Below are 19,195 nucleotides of genomic sequence, written 5' to 3'. Positions count from 1 at the left end.
GCTAGCCCCGGTGGGCCACCCGGAATCGGATGCCCGCCGAGCGCAGCCGGGCGGTGAGCGCGTCGCCCATCGCGACCGCCGTGGTGACCTGGCCCGCGGTCTTCGGCAGGGGGTCGAAGGCGAGGCAGAGGGCGGACTCGGCGAGCATCTTCGCCGTCTCGTCGTATCCCGGGTCGCCGCCCGACACCTCGGTGAAGACCCGTCGCCCGCCGCCTTCGCCGACGAACCGCACCGAGAACCAGCTGCGGGCACGCCGCTCCGCCGAAGGGCCCTCGCCCGCCGAGTAGCGCTCCATCAGCCATCCGCGTACGGACGGCAGTTGGGCGGCGGCGACGCTCGCGCCGACGGCGGCCGTGCCGCCGAGGGCCATCGGCAGCGTCTTCACGGAGGCGTAGTGCCGGTAGCGGAAGTCCGGCCCGTACCGCTCCAGGCCGGCGGCCGAGCGCGCCACGATCTGCGGGTCGAGCGTCGGCAGCGGCAGCGCCCAGGTGCCCGTCTCGGTGCTGAACCGCGGTGCACCCAGCGGCGCGCGGGCCCGGCGGCCCACCAACCGCGGTTCGTACAGGTGTCGTTCGTGCGCGGCGCGCAGCATCTCCCGGCCGCGGCCCAGCGCGGTGAGCGCGGAGGCGAAGGTGCCGCCGGAGAAGGCGGCCCCGGCCCGGACGAAGCCGTCGACGCGCAGCGGCACGCCCTCGGGGAGCTGCTGGACGGTGAAGTACACGCCCAGGTCGTGCGGGACGGAGTCGAAGCCGCAGGCGTGCACGATCCGCGCGCCGGTCTCCCGGGCGCGCGCGTCGTGCCGGACGTACGTCAGGTCGACGAACTCGGCCTCGCCGGTGAGGTCCACACAGTCCGTGCCGGCCTCCGCGCAGGCGGCGACGAGTCCGTCGCCGTACCAGACGTAGGGGCCGACGGTGGTCGCCACGACCCGGGTCGACTCGGCGAGGTCGCGCAGGGAGTCCGCGTCGTCGGCGTCGGCGACGACGAGCGGCAGATCGGCGCAGCGCGGCCAGCGGGCGGCGAGCCGGTCCCGCAGGGCGGCGAGCGCCGCCCGGTTGCGGCCCGCGAGCGCCCAGCGGCACTCCTCAGGGGCGTGCTCGGCCAGGTACTCCGCGGTGAGCTCGCCCACGAACCCGGTCGCCCCGAAGAGGACCACGTCGTACGGCCTCGCCCCGGCCTCCGCCGCCGCCCCGGCCGCCGAACCCGTGGACCCGTCCCCGGAGCCGTCGGCCCCGGAGCTGCCCGCCCTGGAGCCGCCGGCCCCGGCCCCGGCTCCGTGCTCCGGTTCCGGTCCCGATCCGGCCTCGCGTCCCCTGTCCGCTCCTGTGTCCATCCAGCCCCTCGTCTCGGCCGTACCGCGCCGCCGTGCGCGGTTGTCGTCGGCGGAGGATAGCGGAAGTCGGCGGCGGGCAATTTCCAAGCGCTTGCTCGGCCGGGGGGCTTGTGCCGAGTGGAACACGTTCCTAGCATCTCCGGTGTTACATCATTGGTGTCACATACTCCTGGGGGCTCGATGACCACGACGCACACCGCCGGGAACGGCCCGCTCACCGGGGTGCGCGTGGTCGAACTCGCCGGCATCGGCCCCGGGCCCTTCGCCGCCATGCTCCTCGCGGACCTCGGCGCCGACGTCGTCCGCGTCGACCGCCCCGGCGGCCCCGGACTCGGCATCGACCCGGCCCGCGACCTCACCAACCGCAACAAGCGCTCCGTCCTCGTCGACCTCAAGGCCGAGGACGGCCCCGCGACCGTGCTCGACCTCGTCGCCCGCGCCGACGTCCTCGTCGAGGGCTACCGCCCCGGCGTCGCCGAGCGCCTCGGCGTCGGCCCCGAGCCCTGCCTCGCCCGCAACCCGCGCCTCGTCTACGGCCGGATGACCGGCTGGGGCCAGGACGGCCCGCTGGCCCACACCGCCGGCCACGACATCGGCTACATCGCCCTCACCGGCGCCCTCGGCATGATCGGCCCCGACCCGGACGGCCCGCCCACCATCCCCGCCAACCTCGTCGGCGACTACGCCGGCGGCTCCCTCTACCTCGTCATCGGCGTCCTCGCCGCCCTCCAGCACGCCCGCGCGCACGGCGAGGGCCAGGTCGTCGACGCCGCCATCGTCGACGGGACCGCGCACCTCACCACCATGATCCACGGCATGCTCGCGGCCGGCGGCTGGCAGGACCGCCGGGGCGTGAACCTGCTCGACGGCGGCTGCCCCTTCTACGGTGTCTACGAGACCTCCGACGGCGGCCACATGGCGGTCGGCGCCCTGGAGGAGCGGTTCTACGCGGAGTTCGTCCGCCTCCTCGGCGTCGAGGAGGCCGCCCCCGCCCGCCGCGACCTCGCCCGCTGGCCCGAACTGCGCAAGGCCGTCGCCGACCGCTTCCGGAGCCGTACCCGCGAGGAGTGGACGGCCGTCTTCGACGGCAGCGACGCCTGCGTGGCCCCCGTCCTCTCCCTGCGCGAGGCCCCGGCCCACCCGCACCTCGCCGCCCGCGCCACCTTCACCGAGCGGGACGGCATCGCCCAGCCCGCCCCCGCACCCCGCTTCTCCGCCACGCCCGGCACCCTCCGCACGGGCCCCGCCCTGCCCGGCGCCGACACCGCCGAGGTCGCCCGCGACTGGTCCGTACCCGCGCTGGAGAGCCCGACCCAGACCCTGGAGACCGAAGCATGAAGCGCCAGCTCTACACCGCCGACCACGAGGCATTCCGCGCGGTCGTCCGCACCTTCCTGGAGAAGGAGGTGCTGCCCCACTACGCGCAGTGGGAGAAGGACGGCATCGTCTCCCGCGAGGTCTGGCTCGCCGCCGGACGGCAGGGTCTGCTCGGCATCGCCGTCGACGAGGAGTACGGCGGCGGCGGCAACCCCGACTTCCGCTACGGCGCCGTCCTCGCCGAGGAGTTCACCCGCGCCGGGGCGCCCGGACTCGCCATCGGCCTGCACAACGACATCATCGGCCCGTACCTCACCTCGCTCGGCACCGAGGAGCAGAAGCGGCGCTGGCTGCCCGGCTTCTGCTCCGGCGAGACCGTCACCGCCATCGCCATGACGGAACCCGGCGCCGGCTCCGACCTCCAGGGCATCCGCACGACCGCCGGGGACCACGGCGACCACTGGATCCTCAACGGCTCCAAGACCTTCATCTCCAACGGCATCCTCGCCGACCTCGTGGTCGTCGTCGCCCGCACCACCCCGGACGGCGGCGCGCACGGCCTCTCCCTGCTCGTCGTCGAGCGCGGCGCGGAGGGCTTCGAGCGCGGCCGGAACCTCGACAAGATCGGCCAGAAGTCGCAGGACACCGCCGAACTGTTCTTCCGCGACGTCCGCGTCCCCAAGGAGAACCTGCTCGGCGAGCTCAACGGCGCCTTCATCCACCTGATGACCAACCTCGCCCAGGAGCGCCTCGCCATCGCCGTCGCCGGCATCGCCGGGGCCGAACACCTCCTGGAGCTCACCACCCGGTACGTCAAGGAGCGCGAGGCGTTCGGCCGCCCGCTCGCCAAGCTCCAGCACATCCGCTTCGAGATCGCCGAGATGGCCACCGAGTGCGCCGTCACCCGGACCTTCGTCGACCGCTGCATCGAGGAGCACGCGAGCGGCGCGCTGGACGCCGTACACGCCTCCATGGCCAAGTGGTGGGCGACCGAACTCCAGAAGCGCGTCGCCGACCGCTGCCTCCAACTGCACGGCGGATACGGCTACATGAGCGAATTCCCGGTCGCGCGTGCCTACACCGACGGCCGCATCCAGACCATCTACGGCGGCACCACCGAGATCATGAAGGAGATCATCGGCCGGTCTCTCCTCGGCTGACCTCCCGCCGCCCGTCTTCTCCCACCCTCATCGCGAAAGGCTTCCCGTGAGCACCGAAGCGTACGTGTACGACGCGATCCGCACCCCGCGCGGACGCGGCAAGGCAAATGGCTCCCTGCACGGCACCAAGCCCATCGACCTGGTCGTCGGACTCATCCGCGAGATCCAGACCCGCAACCCCGGGCTCGACCCGGCCGCCATCGACGACATCGTCCTCGGCGTCGTCGGCCCCGTCGGCGACCAGGGCTCCGACATCGCCCGGATCGCGGCCATCGCCGCCGGCCTGCCCGACACCGTCGCCGGAGTCCAGGAGAACCGCTTCTGCGCCTCCGGGCTCGAAGCGGTCAACATGGCCGCCATGAAGGTCCGCTCCGGCTGGGAGGACCTCGTCCTCGCCGGCGGCGTCGAGTCGATGTCCCGCGTGCCGATGGCCTCCGACGGCGGCGCCTGGTTCGCCGACCCGATGACCAACCTGGAGACCAACTTCGTCCCCCAGGGCATCGGCGCCGACCTCATCGCCACCATCGAGGGCTTCACCCGCCGCGACGTCGACGAGTACGCCGAGCTCTCCCAGGAGCGCGCCGCCGCGGCCTGGAAGGACGGGCGCTTCGACCGCTCCGTCGTGTCCGTCGTGGACCGCAGCGGCCTCGTCGTCCTCGACCACGACGAGCACATGCGCCCCGGCACCACCGCCGACTCCCTCGCCCGCCTCAAGCCCTCCTTCGCCGACATCGGCGAGCTCGGCGGCTTCGACGCGGTCGCGCTGCAGAAGTACCACTGGATCGAGGAGATCGACCACGTCCACCACGCCGGCAACTCCTCCGGCATCGTCGACGGCTCCTCCCTCGTCGCCATCGGCTCCAAGGCGGTCGGCGAGCGGTACGGTCTGACCCCGCGCGCCCGGATCGTCTCGGCCGCCGTCTCCGGATCCGAGCCGACCATCATGCTCACCGGCCCCGCCCCGGCCACCCGCAAGGCCCTCGCCAAGGCCGGCCTCACCATCGACGACATCGACCTGATCGAGATCAACGAGGCGTTCGCCGCCGTCGTCCTGCGCTTCGTCAAGGACATGGGCACCACCCTGGACAAGGTCAACGTCAACGGCGGCGCCATCGCGCTCGGCCACCCGCTCGGCGCCACCGGCGCGATGATCCTCGGCACCCTCGTCGACGAGCTGGAGCGCCAGGACAAGCGCTACGGCCTCGCCACCCTCTGCGTGGGCGGCGGCATGGGCATCGCCACCGTCATCGAGCGCGTCTGACCGTCCCGTCCGAACCCCTCTTACGGAGAAGCAGAGCCATGAGCGAGAGCACCACCATCCGCTGGGAGCAGGACGCGACCGGGATCGTCACCCTCGTCCTCGACGACCCCGACCAGTCCGCCAACACCATGAACCAGGCGTTCCGGGCCTCCGTCAAGGCGATCGCCGACCGCGTGGAGGCCGAGAAGGACTCCATCCGCGGCATCATCTACACCTCCGCGAAGAAGACCTTCTTCGCCGGCGGCGACCTCAAGGACATGATCAAGGCGGGCCCCGAGCACGCCCGGGACATCTTCGACTCCGCCATCGAGATCAAGAACGCCCTGCGGCGCATCGAGACCCTCGGCAAGCCCGTCGTCGCCGCGATCAACGGCGCCGCCCTCGGCGGCGGCTACGAGATCGCGCTCGCCTCCCACCACCGCGTCGCCCTCGACGCGCCCGGTTCCAAGATCGGCCTCCCCGAGGTCACCCTCGGCCTCCTCCCGGGCGGTGGCGGCGTCGCCCGCACCGTGCGCCTCATGGGCATCACCGACGCCCTGCTCAAGGTGCTGCTCCAGGGCACCCAGTACAACCCGCGGCGCGCCCTGGACAACGGCCTCGTCCACGAGGTCGCCGCCACCCCCGAGGAGATGATGGCCAAGGCCATCGCCTTCATCGACGCGCACCCCGAATCCCGCCAGCCCTGGGACGTGCCCGGCCACCGGATCCCCGGCGGCACCCCGTCGAACCCGAAGTTCGCCGCCAACCTCCCGGCCTTCCCGGCCAACCTGCGCAAGCAGCTGAACGGCGCGCCCTACCCGGCGCCCCGCGCCATCCTGGCCGCCGCCGTCGAGGGCTCCCAGGTCGACTTCGAGACCGCGCTGACCATCGAGAGCCGCTACTTCACCGAGCTGGTCATCGGCCAGACCGCGAAGAACATGATCCAGGCGTTCTTCTTCGACCTCCAGGCGGTGAACTCGGGCGCGAGCCGTCCGAAGGACGTGCCGAAGCGCCCCGTCCGCAAGGTCGCCGTCCTCGGCGCCGGCATGATGGGCGCCGGCATCGCCTACTCCTGCGCCCGCGCCGGCATCGAGGTCGTCCTGAAGGACGTCTCCGCCGAGTCCGCCGCGAAGGGCAAGGCGTACTCCGAGAAGCTCTGCGCCAAGGCCGTCTCCCGCGGCCGCACCACCCAGGAGAAGGCCGACGCCCTCCTCGCCCGGATCACCCCGACCGGCGACGTGGCCGACCTGGCCGACTGCGACGCGGTCATCGAGGCGGTCTTCGAGGACACCGCGCTCAAGCACAAGGTCTTCCAGGAGATCCAGCACGTCGTCGCGCCCGACGCGCTGCTCTGCTCCAACACCTCGACCCTGCCGATCTCCGTCCTCGCCGAGGGCGTCGAGCGGCAGGGCGACTTCATCGGCCTGCACTTCTTCTCGCCGGTCGACAAGATGCCGCTCGTCGAGATCATCAGGGGCGAGCGGACCGGCGACGAGGCACTGGCCCGCGCCTTCGACCTGGTCCGGCAGATCAACAAGACCCCGATCGTCGTCAACGACTCGCGCGGCTTCTTCACCTCCCGGGTGATCGGCCACTTCATCAACGAGGGCGTCGCGATGGTCGGCGAGGGCATCGAGCCCGCGTCGATCGAGCAGGCCGCCGCCCAGGCCGGGTACCCGGCGAAGGTCCTCTCCCTCATGGACGAGCTGACCCTCACCCTGCCGCGCAAGATCCGCAACGAGACCAGGCGCGCGATCGAGGAGGCCGGCGGCACCTGGGTCACCCACCCGGGCGAGGCCGTCATCGACCGGATGGTCGACGAGTTCGGCCGCACCGGCCGCAGCGGCGGCGCCGGCTTCTACGAGTACGGCGAGGACGGCAAGCGCGGCAAGCTCTGGACGGGCCTGCGCGAGCACTTCGCCAAGCCCGGGTACGAGATCCCCTTCCGTGACATGCAGGAGCGGATGCTGTTCTCCGAGGCCCTCGACACCGTCCGCCTCCTGGAGGAGGGCGTCCTCACCTCGGTCGCCGACGCCAACATCGGCTCCATCATGGGCATCGGCTTCCCGGCCTGGACGGGCGGCATCCTCCAGTACGTCAACGGCTACGAGGGCGGCCTGCCCGGCTTCGTAGCCCGCGCGCGCGAGCTGGCCGAGACCTACGGCGAGCGCTTCGCCCCGCCCGCCCTCCTGGTCGCCAAGGCCGAACGCGGCGAGGTCTTCACCGACGCCTGACCGAACCCGACCGTCGGACAGCCCGTGGGCCCACGGGCTGTCGCTCCAAGCCCACCGGCTCCCGGCCCGTCCTACGGGCTCCTGAACGCCGTCCTCAGCTCCTCGCTCAGCGAGCGCTGGAAGGCCGTGAGGAGGGCCTGGACCACCATCGGCTGCATGTGCGCCGAGAGCGACTTCATCGCGCTCAGGTGGTCCGGGTCCTCCCCGCTCTCCCGGTACGGGCTCCACACCTCGTCCCGGAAGAGGCGGGAGAGCTCCTGCGCCGCAGCGCGCGCGTGCTCCAGGAGTACGGTCCGCGAGGCCAGGATCGTCTCGTGGTCGATCGGCACGTCGAGCAGCTCCACACCGAGCCGCAGCAGCGAGCCGTCGAGGCGGAAGGTGTCGGCGTCGTCCGTCCGGTCGAGCACCCCCATCGCGGCCAGCCGCTCGACGTCCCGCCCGGTCAGCTCCCGCCCGGCACGCCGCTCCAGCTCCCGCCGCGTGATCGTCTCGGCCGACTCGGGCGCCCACGAGGCCACGAGCGCCCGGTGGACCGCCAGATCCTGCGCGCTGAGGTCCGGCGGCAACTGCTCCAGGTACCTCTCGATCGCCGCCAGCGTCATGCCCTGCCGCTGCAGCTCCTCGATCAACGCCAGCCGCGACAGATGCTCCGGCCCGTAGTGCCCGACCCTCCGGGCCCCGATCACCGGCGGCGGCAGCAGCCCCCGCGTCCCGTAGAACCGCACCGTCCGCACCGTCACCCCGGCCCGCGCCGCCAGCTCGTCCACCGTGTAGCTGGGCCCGCCCTCCCCACCACTCCCCACGCCCATCCGAGCCGCCTCGCTTCCCCGAACCACCGACCCGCCGGTCCGGGTCACTTGAACAGTATTGCTGTCTCACCACCCCTGTAAAAGACCACCGACACTGTCAGTGGCACCCCGTAGCGTGATCGTCATGAACGGGATCACGTACGTCCGGGGGGACGCGACCGCCCCGCACGCCAAGGGCGTCAAGATCATCGCGCACGTCTGCAACGACCTCGGGGGCTGGGGACGGGGCTTCGTCCTCGCGGTCTCCCGCCGCTGGCCGGAGCCCGAGGCCGCGTTCCGACGGTGGCACCGCGAGCGCGCGCGGAACGACTTCGGCCTGGGCGCGGCCCAGTTCGTGAAGGTCGAGCCGTACGTCTGGGTGGCCAACCTGGTGGGGCAGCGCGGGATACGCACGGCGCGCAGTACCGGCGCGCCCGTGCGGTACGAGGCGATCGACGCGGCCCTCGGGCTGCTCGCGGAGGAGGCGGTCGCGTTGGGGGCGTCCGTGCACATGCCGCGTATCGGGTGCGGGCTGGCGGGGGGTTCGTGGGGGAGGGTCGAGCCGTTGATCGTGCGGCGGCTGGTGGAGCGGGGGATACCGGTCACGGTGTACGACTTCGGCGCGTAAGGGGCGGGGGTGCGGGGGGTGGTGGGGGCGGCCGGTGGCGGGGGCTAGAGTCGGCGGCTGTTCGAAGGTGGGGAAGGGAACGGGGAGAGGGATGTACGCGCAACTCAGGGAGACGGCCGTGGAGTTGGCCGGGACGTTGTGGCGGGAGCACACCGTGTACCGGGAGCGGGGCGGTGGCGTGGTGATCAGGGGCGATCACGTCCGGCGGTGGATCAGCCTGGCGCCGACCGGGGGGAAGGACCGGGCGCTGCTGAGGGCGGGCCGGATCCTGGACGGGGGGACGACGGCGCCGGCGCGGACGGAGGTGGTCGTCGACCTGACGGTGGGGACGGCGGAGCTGGCGACGGTCTGCCGGCGGCTGCTGGCCGACGTCGCGGCGGCGGCCGAGCCGGCTCCGGGGTCGGGCGGCGCGGGGAAGCGGGGCCGGAAGGAGAAGCCGGGGCGGGCGGCGGGTGCCGTCCGCCCCGGCCGCCGCCCCCGGAGGGAGCGGCACACGAGCCCGGGCTCCTGGTTCGTCCTGCTCTGCGTCGTCGCGGTGCTCGGTGCCTGGCTCTACAGCGTGTTCGGCGGGACCGGGGTCTGAGCCGGGGCTCAGAAGCCGGTGACCGGGTAGTGGTCGCTGAGGTTGGTGTACGTGTAGCGCGTGCCCCAGCTGGAGACCGTCCAGGGGGCGCTCTGCTCCAGGACCACGTGGTTGGTCCAGCCGGCGGGGCGGGCGTTTCCGGCGCGGTAGAGGACGTAGTCGAGGTCCTCGCGCGGGTCGTCCGGGTAGCGCTCGGAGGCGATGGAGTTCAGCTCGGTGTCGAAGGAGTACGGGTGGCCGGTGCGGGCGTCGGCCCCCGCCAGGCCCGCGTCGGCGAGCATGGTGCCGTACTCGGGGGTGTGCGAGTCGACGTTCATGTCGCCGGCGACGATCACCTGCTCGTTCGCAGGGATGTTCTTCGCGTCGAGGAAGGCGTCGATGGCCTTGAACTGGCGGCTGCGCATCTGCGCGGCCTCGCCCGCCGAGCAGCCCGGGTCGGTGGACTGGGCGTGGGTGCCGACGACGTGGACCCGGCTGTCGGCGACGTCCAGGACGGTGTAGGCGAAGCCCTTGTTCGAGTACCAGTCGGCGCCGCAGGCGTCCTTGTAGACGTACTGCTCCTTGCGGACGATCGGCCACTTGCTGAGGATCGTCACGCCGCCGTCCTCGGGCGTGGTCGTGGAGTAGGCGCCGCCGGTGGCGTCCCAGCCGCTCTTGCTGCGGCCGACGACGGGGGTCTGGTGCGGGTACTGCGCGGCGGCGTTGGCCTTGAGGGCGTCGGAGGCGGAGTTGTCGAAGGTCTCCTGGAGCACGACGACGTCCTGCCCCTGGAAGAAGGAGGCGGCGGGGATCGCCTTGGCCCGGTGGTCCTGTCCCCAGTTCGGGTAGAGCGTCTTGGAGAAGAGGAAGGTGTTGTAGGTGAGCACCTTGAGTCGCGGGGCCTCGGCGGCGGTCGCGGAGGACGCGGTCGCGGCGGGGGCGGCGGCGGCCAGGGTGGCCGCGGCGAGCGCGAGGGACAGGGCGGCGCCGGGGGCGCGGCGGAACGCGGCGAACGACACGTGAACTCCCATGGGGACGTGGGGGGTTGGACTGGCGCGCACATACAATCAGCCGTGGTTACCTTCCGGTAGCCTTTGGGTGCCGGGAATCTTGCCGTGCAAGCACGATCACGCCAACTCTCGGTCCGGTGTCGGAATTGTCCTTGTTTGAACCAGGTAGAATGCGCGCATGACCCTCGCGAACTCCACTGTCTTCAAGATGGACCTCGGTCCGCTCAACCCGGTCTGGGCCGAGCTCATCCTCGGCCTGGTGTTGTTCGGACTCACCTTCCTCATCATGGCGAAGGCCATCCTCCCGAAGATCAAGCGCACGCTCGACGAGCGTGACGACGCCATCGAGGGCGGCACCGACCGCGCCGACGACCTCCGTGCCGAGGCCGCCAAGATCCGCGCCCAGTACGAGGCGGAGCTCGCCGAGGCCCGCCACGAGGCCGCCCGCATCCGCTCCAAGGCCACCGAGGAGGGCTCGGCCGCCATCGCCGCCGCCCGCGCCGAGGGCAACGCCGAGCGTGACGTGATCGTCGCCGCCGGTGTGGAGAAGATCGCCGCCGAGCGCGCCGCCGCCGAGCGCGAGCTCACCGCGGACGTCGACGCCTGGGCCCACGCCCTCGCCGCCCGTATCGTCGGCGAGCCGGTCGGCGCCGACCGCGGCTGACCGCACCCATCGCAGAGGGGCCGTCGCCCGGGCCGTGAGAGCCCGGGCGGCGGCCCCTTCGTCGTGGGCGGCACCGGGTAGGAGAGGGTGGCAGCCTGGAACAGTGGAGGAGAAGACCATGCCGCGTGGGACGAGCCCCGACCGGACCCCGGCCGACGACCCGGTGCCGCCGCCCGTCGGCGGGGTGCTGTGGACCGTCGCCGGCGACGTCCGGGCGCTGCTGATGCTGCCCGCCGCCCTCGCCCTGCAGGTCGCCCACCCCGCGATCGGCGCCGGTGTCGACGATCACTCCGTCTTCCGGACCGACCCCTGGGGCCGGGGCGAGCGCTCCCTGCGCTCGGTCCAGCTGTGGATCTACGGCGGCGAGGAAGCCGCCCGGGAGGGCCGCCGGCTCCGGGAGCTGCACCGGACCATCCAGGGCACCGACGCGCACGGCCGCCGCTACCACGCCCTCACCCCGGCCTACTACTCCTGGGTGCACGCCACCGGCTTCCCCGTCTACCGGCACGGGCTCCGCCTCCTCGTCCGCCCCCTCACCGAGGCGCAGGAGCGGCAGCTGTACGCCGAGTGGCTCCAGGTCGGCCGGATCCTCGGCATCCACGACCGGGACATGCCGCAGACCGTCGAGGCGTTCTGGCCCTACTACCGGAAAGTCCTCGCCGAGGAGATCGAGGCCACCACCGTCGTGCGGGAGCTGCTCGACACCGACCTGCCGCTGCCCCCGCCGGACCGGGGCCCGCTGCCGGTGCGCTTCGTCCTCCGGCTCCTGTGGCCCGTGCTGCGGCGCCCCTTCCTGCGGCTGCGCGCCTTCCTGACCGTCGGCATGATGCCGCCGGACGCCAGGGAGGCCATCGGCCTGGAGTGGACGGACGCGCAGGAACGCACCCTGCGCCGGCTCGCCCGGGTCGTCCGGGCCGTGGTTCCCGTCCTGCCCGAGCGGCTCCGCTATCTGCCGCTGGCCCGGAAGGCACGCGAGGCCGCCCGCAGCGCACGGCGCTGACGGACGGCCCCGGGCACGGCGCGGCTCAGCGGCCGTCGTGCTCGTGGATCGTGTTCGTCGCCGCGATCTTCTTCCACGACTTCGGCTGCGCGGGCTTCGCCGCCCGGCCGGCCTTCCCGGACGTGCCGGACGCAGCGGCGGCGGACGGCGCGGCCAAGCGGGCCGTCGCACCGGACACGGCCGCGGTCGGCGCGGACGGCTTCGACGGCTGGTAGAGCCAGGTGTCGAAGAGTCCGGCCAGCGGCTTGCCGGAGACGCGCTCCGCGTACCGCACGAAGTCGGCGACCCGCGCGTTGCCGTAGGCGAACTCCTGCGGCCAGCCCTTCAGGATCGCGAAGAAGTCCTCGTCGCCGATCTCGTTGCGCAGCGCCTGGAGGGCGAGCGCGCCCCGGTCGTAGACGGCGCCGTGGAACTGGTTCTCCGCACCGGGGTCACCCGGCTTGACCGTCCAGAACGGGTCCTCGGCCGGCCGCGCGGCGTACACGTAGTCCGCCAGCTCCTGCGCCGTGCCCTCGCCCTCCTTCTCCGACCAGAGCCACTGGCTGTAGCGGGCGAAGCCCTCGTTGACCCAGATGTCCTTCCAGTCGCGGACGGACACGCTGTCGCCGTACCACTGGTGCGCCAGCTCGTGGACGACCACCGACACGTTCGCGCCGTTGGCGAACTGCCGCGGGCTGTAGAACGGCCGGGTCTGCGTCTCCAGGGCGAAACCGCTGGTCACGTTCGGCACGTAACCGCCGAGGGCGTTGAAGGGGTACGGCCCGAAGACCGACTCCAGCCACTCGGCGACCTCGGTGGTGCGCTCGACCGAGGCGCGTGCCGCGCCCGCGTTGTCGCCGAGGTCCTTGCTGTAGGCGTTGAGGACCGGCAGCCCGTTCGCCGTCCGGTCGGTCGTGATGTCGAACCTGCCGACGGCCAGCGTGGCGAGATAGGTCGCCTGCGGCTTGTTGGAGCGCCAGTTGTAGCGGGTCCAGCCCAGCCGCGAGGACTGCGACTGCAGCACGCCGTTGCTGATGGCCTGGAGACCGTCCGGCACCGAGACGGAGACGTCGAAGGTGGCCTTGTCCCGCGGGTGGTCGTTGGACGGGAACCACCAGACGGCCGAATCCGGCTCCTGCGCGGCGACGGCGCCGTCCGGCGTCCGGGCCCAGGCCGACCATCCGTCGATCGTGAACTCGGAGGGCTTGCCCGCGTAGCGGACGACCACCGTGACCGGCGTGTTCTTCGCGAGCGGGGCGGCCGGGGTGACCTCCAGCTCGTGGTCGCCCGAGGCGGTGAACTTCGCGAGCCGGCCGTTGACCCGGACCTCGGAGACCTTCAGGCCGAGGTCGAGGTTGAACCGGGACAGGTTCTGCTGCGTGGTGGCGAGGATCGTCGCCGTGCCCTCCAGCAGGTCCGTCGCGGGCTGGTACTTCAGCCGCAGGTCGTAATGGGAGACGTCGTAACCGCCGTTGCCGCTGGCGGGGTAGTAGGAGTCGCCGATGCCCGGGGCGCCGGGGACGAAGTCGGCCGCCGATGCCGGGATCGCCAGCAGCAGGGAGGCCGCGAGGGCGCTCGGAACGATGATTCTGCGGTGCACGGGTGCTCCAAGTCGTAAGAAACGTACGACGCGAGGGTGGGCGTCGGTCCTTTCCGACGACCCTAGGCAGCGCCCCGACGCACCGTCACGCCTCGTGGATCCCCTGTCACACGATCGCCATTCGGCCGACATGAACCCTCCGCCACCCGAATCCCGCTGGATTCCCTCCGGCACTCTTTTGCGCGGGAGTTGACCGGGGTACGTTCCGGCCCATGCCGATGCGAAAGCGGAGAACCCGCGGAGCCCGACTGTCGTACGGACCCCTCGTCGCCGCGGCCACGGCCGCCCTGTTCGCGACCCTGGTCACCCCGGCCGGCGCGCAGCCGGACCCCGCCGTACCGGCCGCGCCCGCCGGACCGTCCACGCGGTCCCTCGCGCCCGCGGCCTCCTCCGGCCGCGAGTCCCGGCCCGTCTACTCGTACGTCGACGCCGTCCGCGAGTCCGTCTGGGTCGACACCGGACTCGACGGCGACGGCGACGGCCGCGGCGACCGGGTCGCCGTCGACATCGTCCGCCCCCGGGAGACCGCCGCGGCCGGCCGGAAGATCCCGGTCATCATGGACGCCAGCCCGTACTACGCCTGCTGCGGCCGCGGCAACGAGGGTCAGAAGAAGACGTACGACGCCGACGGCCGCCCCGTACAGCTCCCGCTCTTCTACGACAACTACTTCGTCCCGCGCGGCTACGCCTTCGCCGCCGTCGACCTCGCGGGCACCAGCCGCTCCGACGGCTGCGACGACGTCGGCGGCCGCTCCGACGTCCGGTCCGCCAAGGCCGTCGTCGACTGGCTCAACGGCCGCGCCCGCGGCTACACGACCCGCACCGGCACCGCCCCGGCCCGCGCCACCGGCTGGAGCACCGGCGACGTCGGCATGATCGGCAAGAGCTGGGACGGCACCATCGCCAACGGCGTCGCCGCCACCGGGGTCGAAGGGCTGCGGACGATCGTGCCGATCGGCGCCATCTCCTCCTGGTACGACTACTTCCACTCCCAGGGCGCCCCGCTCTACAACGCCAACCCGAGCTGGCTCTCCGAGTACGTCAACAGCCCCGAGGCGCAGGCCCGCTGCGGCGCCGTGCAGGAGCGGATCGCCGCCGCCACCCCGTACAGCGGCGACCGGACCCCGGCCTGGAGCGAGCGCGACCACGTGAAGGACGCCGGCAAGGTGAAGGCCAGCGTCTTCGTCGTCCACGGCCTGCAGGACCTCAACGTCCGCGCCAACCAGTTCGGCCAGTGGTGGGACGCGCTCGCCGCGCACGGCGTCGAGCGGAAGATCTGGCTCTCGCAGACCGGCCACGTCGACCCCTTCGACTTCCGGCGCGCCGACTGGGTCCGCACCCTCCACCGCTGGTTCGACCACTACCTGCTCGGCTACGACAACGGCATCGACCGCGAACCGGTCGCCGACATCGAGCGCGCCCCCGACCACTGGACCACCGACCGCCAGTGGCCGCCGCGGGCCGCCACGACCACCACCCTGCGCCCCGCGCCCGGCACCGCCGCCGGCCCCGGAATCCTCGGCCGCGCGCCCGCCGCCCCCGGTTCCACCGCGACCTTCACCGACGACCCGGGCCTCGGCGAGCTGGACTGGGCGGCCCGGATCGACTCCGCGACCCCCGAGAAGGCCGGATTCGTCACCCGCCCGCTCTCCCGGGACCTGCGGATCTCCGGATCCTCGACGGTGACGGTCACCGCCACCCCGACCACTTCCACGGCGCACCTGTCCGCCGTCCTCGTCGACCTCGGCCCGGACACGATCCGCGACTATGGGGCGGCGGGCGAGGGCATCACCACCCTCGCGGACCGCACCTGCTGGGGCGCGAGCACCCCCGGTGACAGCGCCTGCTTCAAGGAGACCGCGGCCCGTACCGCGGACGTCGGACTCACGGTCGTCAGCCGCGGCTGGGCCGACCTCGGCACCTGGGCCGACCCCGGCCGGGAACGCCCGCTGACCCCCGGCAGGGCGTACACCCTCACCCTGGACCTCGCCGCCACCGATCACGTCGTCCCGGCCGGACACCGCCTCGCCCTGATCGTCGGCGGCACCGACAGGGACCTGCTCGACCCGCCGTCGACGACGCCCACCCTCACCCTGGACCTCGCCCGCACCTGGGCGAAGCTGCCTCTCGTCGGCGGGCCGGGCGCGTTCGTTCGGGCCACCACGGGAGCGGCCCCGGCCCTGCCGTCGCAGCCCGCCGCCGTGCCGTCCCTGAGCGGCTCCGTGCCGCCGGCCGCCGTCATCGGACCCAGGCTGCCCGCGGCGGGAGCCGGCCGGTGAGGCTCCGTCGCGCGTACCGGAGTTCGCGGCGCGCCCTCGCCCTCGTGGCGGGGGCCGCCGCCCTCGGCCTGCCGCTCGTGACGGTGCCCGCCAAGGCGGCGGACGGCGTGCCCGCCCCGGCGCCGCCGCGGACCGGCTTCGAGACGAGCCGGGGAGCCCGCTGGACCGGCGAGGCCGAGGAGCGGGACTTCCTCGCGGCCGTCGACCGGGCGAGCGACCGCGTGTCGCTGCGCGTGATCGGCACCACCGCACAAGGCCGTCCGCTCCGGCTCCTCACCCTCGGCACCGGCCGGGGCGGTCCCACGGTGCTGCTCGTCTGCAGCCAGCACGGCGACGAACCCGCCGGCCGCGAGGCATGCCTGAGCACGGTGCGCGACCTCGCGTTCGCCGAGGACCGGGACACCCGTGACCTCCTGGCCCGTACGACCCTCCTCGTCGTCCCCACGGCCAACCCCGACGGCCGGGAGGCCGACACCCGGGGCAACGGGGCCGGCATCGACATCAACCGCGACCACATCGCGCTGCGGACCGCCGAGGCGCGGGCCCTCGCCGCCGTCATCCGCGACCGGCGGCCCGAACTCGTCTACGACCTGCACGAGTACGGCGCCACCCCCCGGTACTACGACAAGGACCTGCTCGCCCTCTGGCCCCGCAGCCTCGACACCGACGCACGGGTCCACGACGAGTCCCGGACGCTCTCGGAGTCCTATGTCCGGCCCACCGCCGGACTCGCCGGGTACAGCAGCGGCATCTACGGCGTCTGGACCGACCCCGTCACCGGCGAACCGGTCAGACAGGTCGCGGGCGACGGGCAGGAACGGATCCTGCGCAACACGGCCGGGATCAAGCACGCGGTCGGACTGCTCGTCGAGACCCGGGTCGACGCGCTCGACGACGCCGAGGAGCACGACACGGCCCGCAACCACCGGCGGCGCGTCTCCACCCAGCACGCCGCGCTCAAGGGCGCCTTCGCCTACGTGAAGGAGCGACGGGGGCCGCTCACCGCGGCGACCGCCGCCGCCCGGTTCACCGGCTTCGCCGACCGGGGCCCCGTGTACCTCGGCGGAGCCGACAACGACCCGGCCGAGCCCGCCGAGATCCTCGCCGATCCGCCGTGCGGCTACCGCCTGGACGCCGCCCAGTACGCCGAGGTGGGAGACGAGCTCGACCTGCACGGGATCACCGTCCGCCCGGACGGGACAGGGGTGTTCGTGCCGCTGAGGCAGTCCGGACGCGCCCTCGTCCCACTCCTCCTGGACCCGCGCGCCACCTATCGCCTCGTCAGTGGGAGTCCTGTGGAGGGGTGTTGACGATCGGGTGACCCAGGGCGGCCGTGGCGTGATCCGGATGTTTGCCGAGGTAAAGTTACCTGCTGGTACTGACCATGCCTCGAACGGGTCCCCACGGCCCCGGAGTTGGAGAACCACCATGCGCCACATCAAGCCCGCACGCCGTGCCCTCACGGCCCTGCTCGCCACGACGCTGCTCGCCGGGGGCGTGCTGCTCGGGCAGACCGCGACCGCCGAACCCGCGGCCGCCGGCACCATCACCTGCAACATCGGCAAGCTCCGCGCCGACGCCCACAAGGAGCGCGCCCGCGCCGCCCAGCTCAAGCGCCTCGGCGCCACCGCCGAGGCCCGCAAGGCCCTCGCCCACGCCGACGCCCTCGACCGGCGCGCCCGCCAGTGCGCCGACGCCGACGAGAACAGCAAGCCGCCGCTCTGGAAGTAGCGGGCCCCGCACGGCGGTCGCCCTCCCCGAGGAGGCCGACCGCCGTGCTGCTGTCCCGCCGCCCCGGCCGGCCGGAGCCGCCCCGACCGGGCCGGCTCCGTCGCCCGTCAGCCGCAGGCCAGCTCCGCCGCGCGCTCCGCGCAGCCCCAGGCGACGGTCACCCCGGCGCCGCCGTGCCCGTAGTGGTGCACCAGGCGTCCGCCGCCGGGCAGCGGTACCGCCTCGATCCGTACGCCGCCCGCGCGCGCGGGGCGCAGTCCGACGCGGTGGCCGAGGACACGGGCCCCCGCGATCTCCGGGCGGACCCGTGCGCACCGGGCCACGATCGCGGCGGCGGTCGCGGGGTCGGGGGTGAGGCGCTCGTCGCCCTCCTCGGCCGTCCCGCCGAGCACCAGCCGGCCCGGCTGCGGGAAGAAGTACGTCGTCTCGCTGGACCCGGCGTCGGCGGCCGTGAACCACTCGTCGATCCCCGGGTTCTCGACCAGGACCAACTGGCCCCGCACCGGCCGCAGCCGGGCATCCGGTACGAGTTCACGCGCGGCGGAGCCGGTGCAGTCGACGACGACCCGGGCCCGTGCCGCCGCTTCGTCGAAGCCGGTGACCGCGCGCCGCTCGAAGCGCCCGCCCGCGGCCTCGAACCGGTCCCGGAGCCAGGCCAGATGGACCGGCATGTCGATCAGCGGCAGCCGCGCCGCCAGGCCCGCGCCGTACGGCCCCGGAACCTGGCCGGCGGACAGCCGCCGCAGACCCGGCACCTGCCTCGCCCAGGGGCCGAGACCGTCCATGTCCGTGTCCGCGTGGATCCCCGGCACCCAGCGCACGCCCGTCCGTTCCGGATCGGCGGCCAGCTCCCCGTACACGCGCAGGGAGGCGAGGGCCCAGGCACCGGCCTCGACGGCCGGCTCGATCCGGTACGGCCACCACAGGGCGCCCGCCACGGCCGAGGTCGTCGCCGTGACGTCGTCCCGGGACCAGACCCGCACCCGGAGTCCGCGCTCGGCCAGTGTCACCGCCGTCGTCAGACCGATGACGCCGCCGCCCACCACGATCACGTCGTTCACATCGCTCTCCATGGCCCGGACCGTACCGGGACCGGGACATTTCCGGGACGGGGCGGCCACGGAAGGCGGAAATACTCGACGTATGCCGGTCCCGTACACCTCCCTCGACCTCGTCGGCGCCGCCCGTCCCGACGGTGACCCCGCCCCGCGCCACGACTTCCTCGTCGACGGCCGGGCGCTGCTCCACCGGCTCGACGAGGTCGACGGCGTCGACGCCGTCTCGCCGCTCGCGGCGGACCTGCCGCCGACCGTCCGCGCCGCGGACGCCCGCCGCCTCCTGCGCGCCGACGGCACCCGCCGGGTGATCCACTCCTGCCCCGGCTGCGAGGATCCCGGCTGCGGAGCCGTCACGGCCGTCGTCGAGAGGGTCGGCGAGGACGTCGTCTGGCGCGACCTGGCCTGGCAGACCGGCCCCGCCGTCGACCCGGAGCGGGACGTCTATCCCGGCGTCGGCCCGTACCGCTTCCCCGGCGCCGTGTACCGCGCGGTCCTCCACCGGCTGCTCGGGGAAGCGCCCGGCGGGCCGGCCGACGTCCTCGCGGACGGGGCCGCGGCGGTGCGGACCCCTCGGGCGGCGTGACCGGGCGGACGCCCCCGTAAGATTCATCC

General features: G+C 73.4%; 17 protein-coding genes. 12 read left to right on the top strand and 5 right to left on the bottom strand.

Translation table 11 applies throughout. The annotated features are described in order from the left end of the window. Position 1: 1 nt before the first annotated feature. On the bottom strand, positions 2–1,333 hold the full coding sequence (locus tag ACFVZH_RS06270; protein WP_384893787.1) for a saccharopine dehydrogenase family protein: 1,332 nt from the start codon (positions 1,331–1,333) through the stop codon (positions 2–4). 180 nt (positions 1,334–1,513) lie between these two features. Here ACFVZH_RS06270 and ACFVZH_RS06265 point away from each other — a divergent pair, with 180 nt between their 5' ends. Genes ACFVZH_RS06265 through ACFVZH_RS06250 form a run of 4 tightly spaced genes read left to right on the top strand, consistent with a single transcriptional unit; the run spans position 1,514 to position 7,284 of the window. Next, a complete protein-coding gene (locus tag ACFVZH_RS06265; protein ID WP_384893786.1) occupies positions 1,514–2,671 on the top strand; it encodes a CaiB/BaiF CoA transferase family protein in 1,158 nt (385 codons plus the stop codon). Further along, complete coding sequence (locus ACFVZH_RS06260) at positions 2,668–3,810, top strand: acyl-CoA dehydrogenase family protein (RefSeq protein WP_384893784.1); 1,143 nt, start codon at positions 2,668–2,670, stop codon at positions 3,808–3,810. Before ACFVZH_RS06265 ends, ACFVZH_RS06260 begins: the two co-directional genes overlap by 4 nt. Before the next feature lie 46 nt (positions 3,811–3,856). Further along, complete coding sequence (locus tag ACFVZH_RS06255; protein WP_384893782.1) at positions 3,857–5,071, top strand: acetyl-CoA C-acetyltransferase; 1,215 nt, start codon at positions 3,857–3,859, stop codon at positions 5,069–5,071. A 38-nt stretch (positions 5,072–5,109) separates the two neighbouring features. Then, the gene (locus ACFVZH_RS06250) at positions 5,110–7,284 is read left to right on the top strand and encodes a 3-hydroxyacyl-CoA dehydrogenase NAD-binding domain-containing protein (protein ID WP_384893780.1); all 2,175 of its coding nucleotides are present in this window, start codon (positions 5,110–5,112) and stop codon (positions 7,282–7,284) included. Positions 7,285–7,355: 71 nt separating this feature from the next. Here ACFVZH_RS06250 and ACFVZH_RS06245 read toward each other — a convergent pair whose 3' ends face one another. Beyond that, positions 7,356–8,093 carry a MerR family transcriptional regulator gene (locus tag ACFVZH_RS06245; RefSeq protein ID WP_384893778.1) on the bottom strand — a complete coding sequence of 246 codons (738 nt, stop codon included), beginning with the start codon at positions 8,091–8,093 and terminating at the stop codon, positions 7,356–7,358. A gap of 124 nt (positions 8,094–8,217) precedes the next feature. Between ACFVZH_RS06245 and ACFVZH_RS06240 the strand changes: the two genes are divergently transcribed. Further along, positions 8,218–8,700: a macro domain-containing protein gene (locus tag ACFVZH_RS06240; RefSeq protein ID WP_384893776.1), complete on the top strand. Its 483-nt coding sequence runs from the start codon at positions 8,218–8,220 to the stop codon at positions 8,698–8,700. A gap of 91 nt (positions 8,701–8,791) precedes the next feature. Further along, entirely contained in the window at positions 8,792–9,283 is a 492-nt protein-coding gene (locus tag ACFVZH_RS06235) for a hypothetical protein (RefSeq protein ID WP_384893774.1), read from the top strand. Positions 9,284–9,291: 8 nt separating this feature from the next. Here ACFVZH_RS06235 and sph read toward each other — a convergent pair whose 3' ends face one another. Continuing rightward, entirely contained in the window at positions 9,292–10,281 is a 990-nt protein-coding gene (sph, locus tag ACFVZH_RS06230; RefSeq protein ID WP_384893772.1) for a sphingomyelin phosphodiesterase, read from the bottom strand. Between the two features lie 169 nt (positions 10,282–10,450). On the opposite strand from sph, the gene ACFVZH_RS06225 reads away from it, so the two are divergent. Then, on the top strand, positions 10,451–10,936 hold the full coding sequence (locus ACFVZH_RS06225; protein WP_384893770.1) for a hypothetical protein: 486 nt from the start codon (positions 10,451–10,453) through the stop codon (positions 10,934–10,936). Between the two features lie 118 nt (positions 10,937–11,054). Next, entirely contained in the window at positions 11,055–11,936 is an 882-nt protein-coding gene (locus ACFVZH_RS06220) for an oxygenase MpaB family protein (RefSeq protein ID WP_384893768.1), read from the top strand. Positions 11,937–11,961: 25 nt separating this feature from the next. Here ACFVZH_RS06220 and ACFVZH_RS06215 read toward each other — a convergent pair whose 3' ends face one another. Then, positions 11,962–13,515, bottom strand: a complete 1,554-nt coding sequence (locus ACFVZH_RS06215; RefSeq protein ID WP_384893766.1) for a M1 family metallopeptidase — start codon at positions 13,513–13,515, stop codon at positions 11,962–11,964. 218 nt (positions 13,516–13,733) lie between these two features. Between ACFVZH_RS06215 and ACFVZH_RS06210 the strand changes: the two genes are divergently transcribed. From ACFVZH_RS06210 to ACFVZH_RS06200, 3 genes are all read left to right on the top strand, one after another. Further along, on the top strand, positions 13,734–15,794 hold the full coding sequence (locus tag ACFVZH_RS06210; protein ID WP_384894269.1) for a Xaa-Pro dipeptidyl-peptidase: 2,061 nt from the start codon (positions 13,734–13,736) through the stop codon (positions 15,792–15,794). Further along, positions 15,791–17,104 carry a M14 family metallocarboxypeptidase gene (locus tag ACFVZH_RS06205; RefSeq protein WP_384893764.1) on the top strand — a complete coding sequence of 438 codons (1,314 nt, stop codon included), beginning with the start codon at positions 15,791–15,793 and terminating at the stop codon, positions 17,102–17,104. The genes ACFVZH_RS06210 and ACFVZH_RS06205 overlap by 4 nt, the downstream gene beginning before the upstream one ends. Before the next feature lie 118 nt (positions 17,105–17,222). Beyond that, entirely contained in the window at positions 17,223–17,525 is a 303-nt protein-coding gene (locus ACFVZH_RS06200; RefSeq protein WP_384893762.1) for a hypothetical protein, read from the top strand. Between the two features lie 107 nt (positions 17,526–17,632). On the opposite strand, the gene ACFVZH_RS06195 is transcribed toward ACFVZH_RS06200, so the two are convergent. Beyond that, positions 17,633–18,598, bottom strand: a complete 966-nt coding sequence (locus tag ACFVZH_RS06195; RefSeq protein WP_384893760.1) for an NAD(P)/FAD-dependent oxidoreductase — start codon at positions 18,596–18,598, stop codon at positions 17,633–17,635. Between the two features lie 70 nt (positions 18,599–18,668). On the opposite strand from ACFVZH_RS06195, the gene ACFVZH_RS06190 reads away from it, so the two are divergent. Then, positions 18,669–19,166, top strand: coding sequence for a hypothetical protein (locus ACFVZH_RS06190; protein ID WP_384893758.1), 498 nt, complete (start codon positions 18,669–18,671; stop codon positions 19,164–19,166). The last annotated feature ends 29 nt before the right edge of the window (positions 19,167–19,195 follow it).

The organism is Streptomyces sp. NPDC059534, assembly GCF_042743475.1.
Lineage (GTDB): Bacteria > Actinomycetota > Actinomycetes > Streptomycetales > Streptomycetaceae > Streptomyces.
Note: the sequence above shows the minus strand (reverse complement) of the source record. Positions and strands in the feature narration are given on the sequence as shown.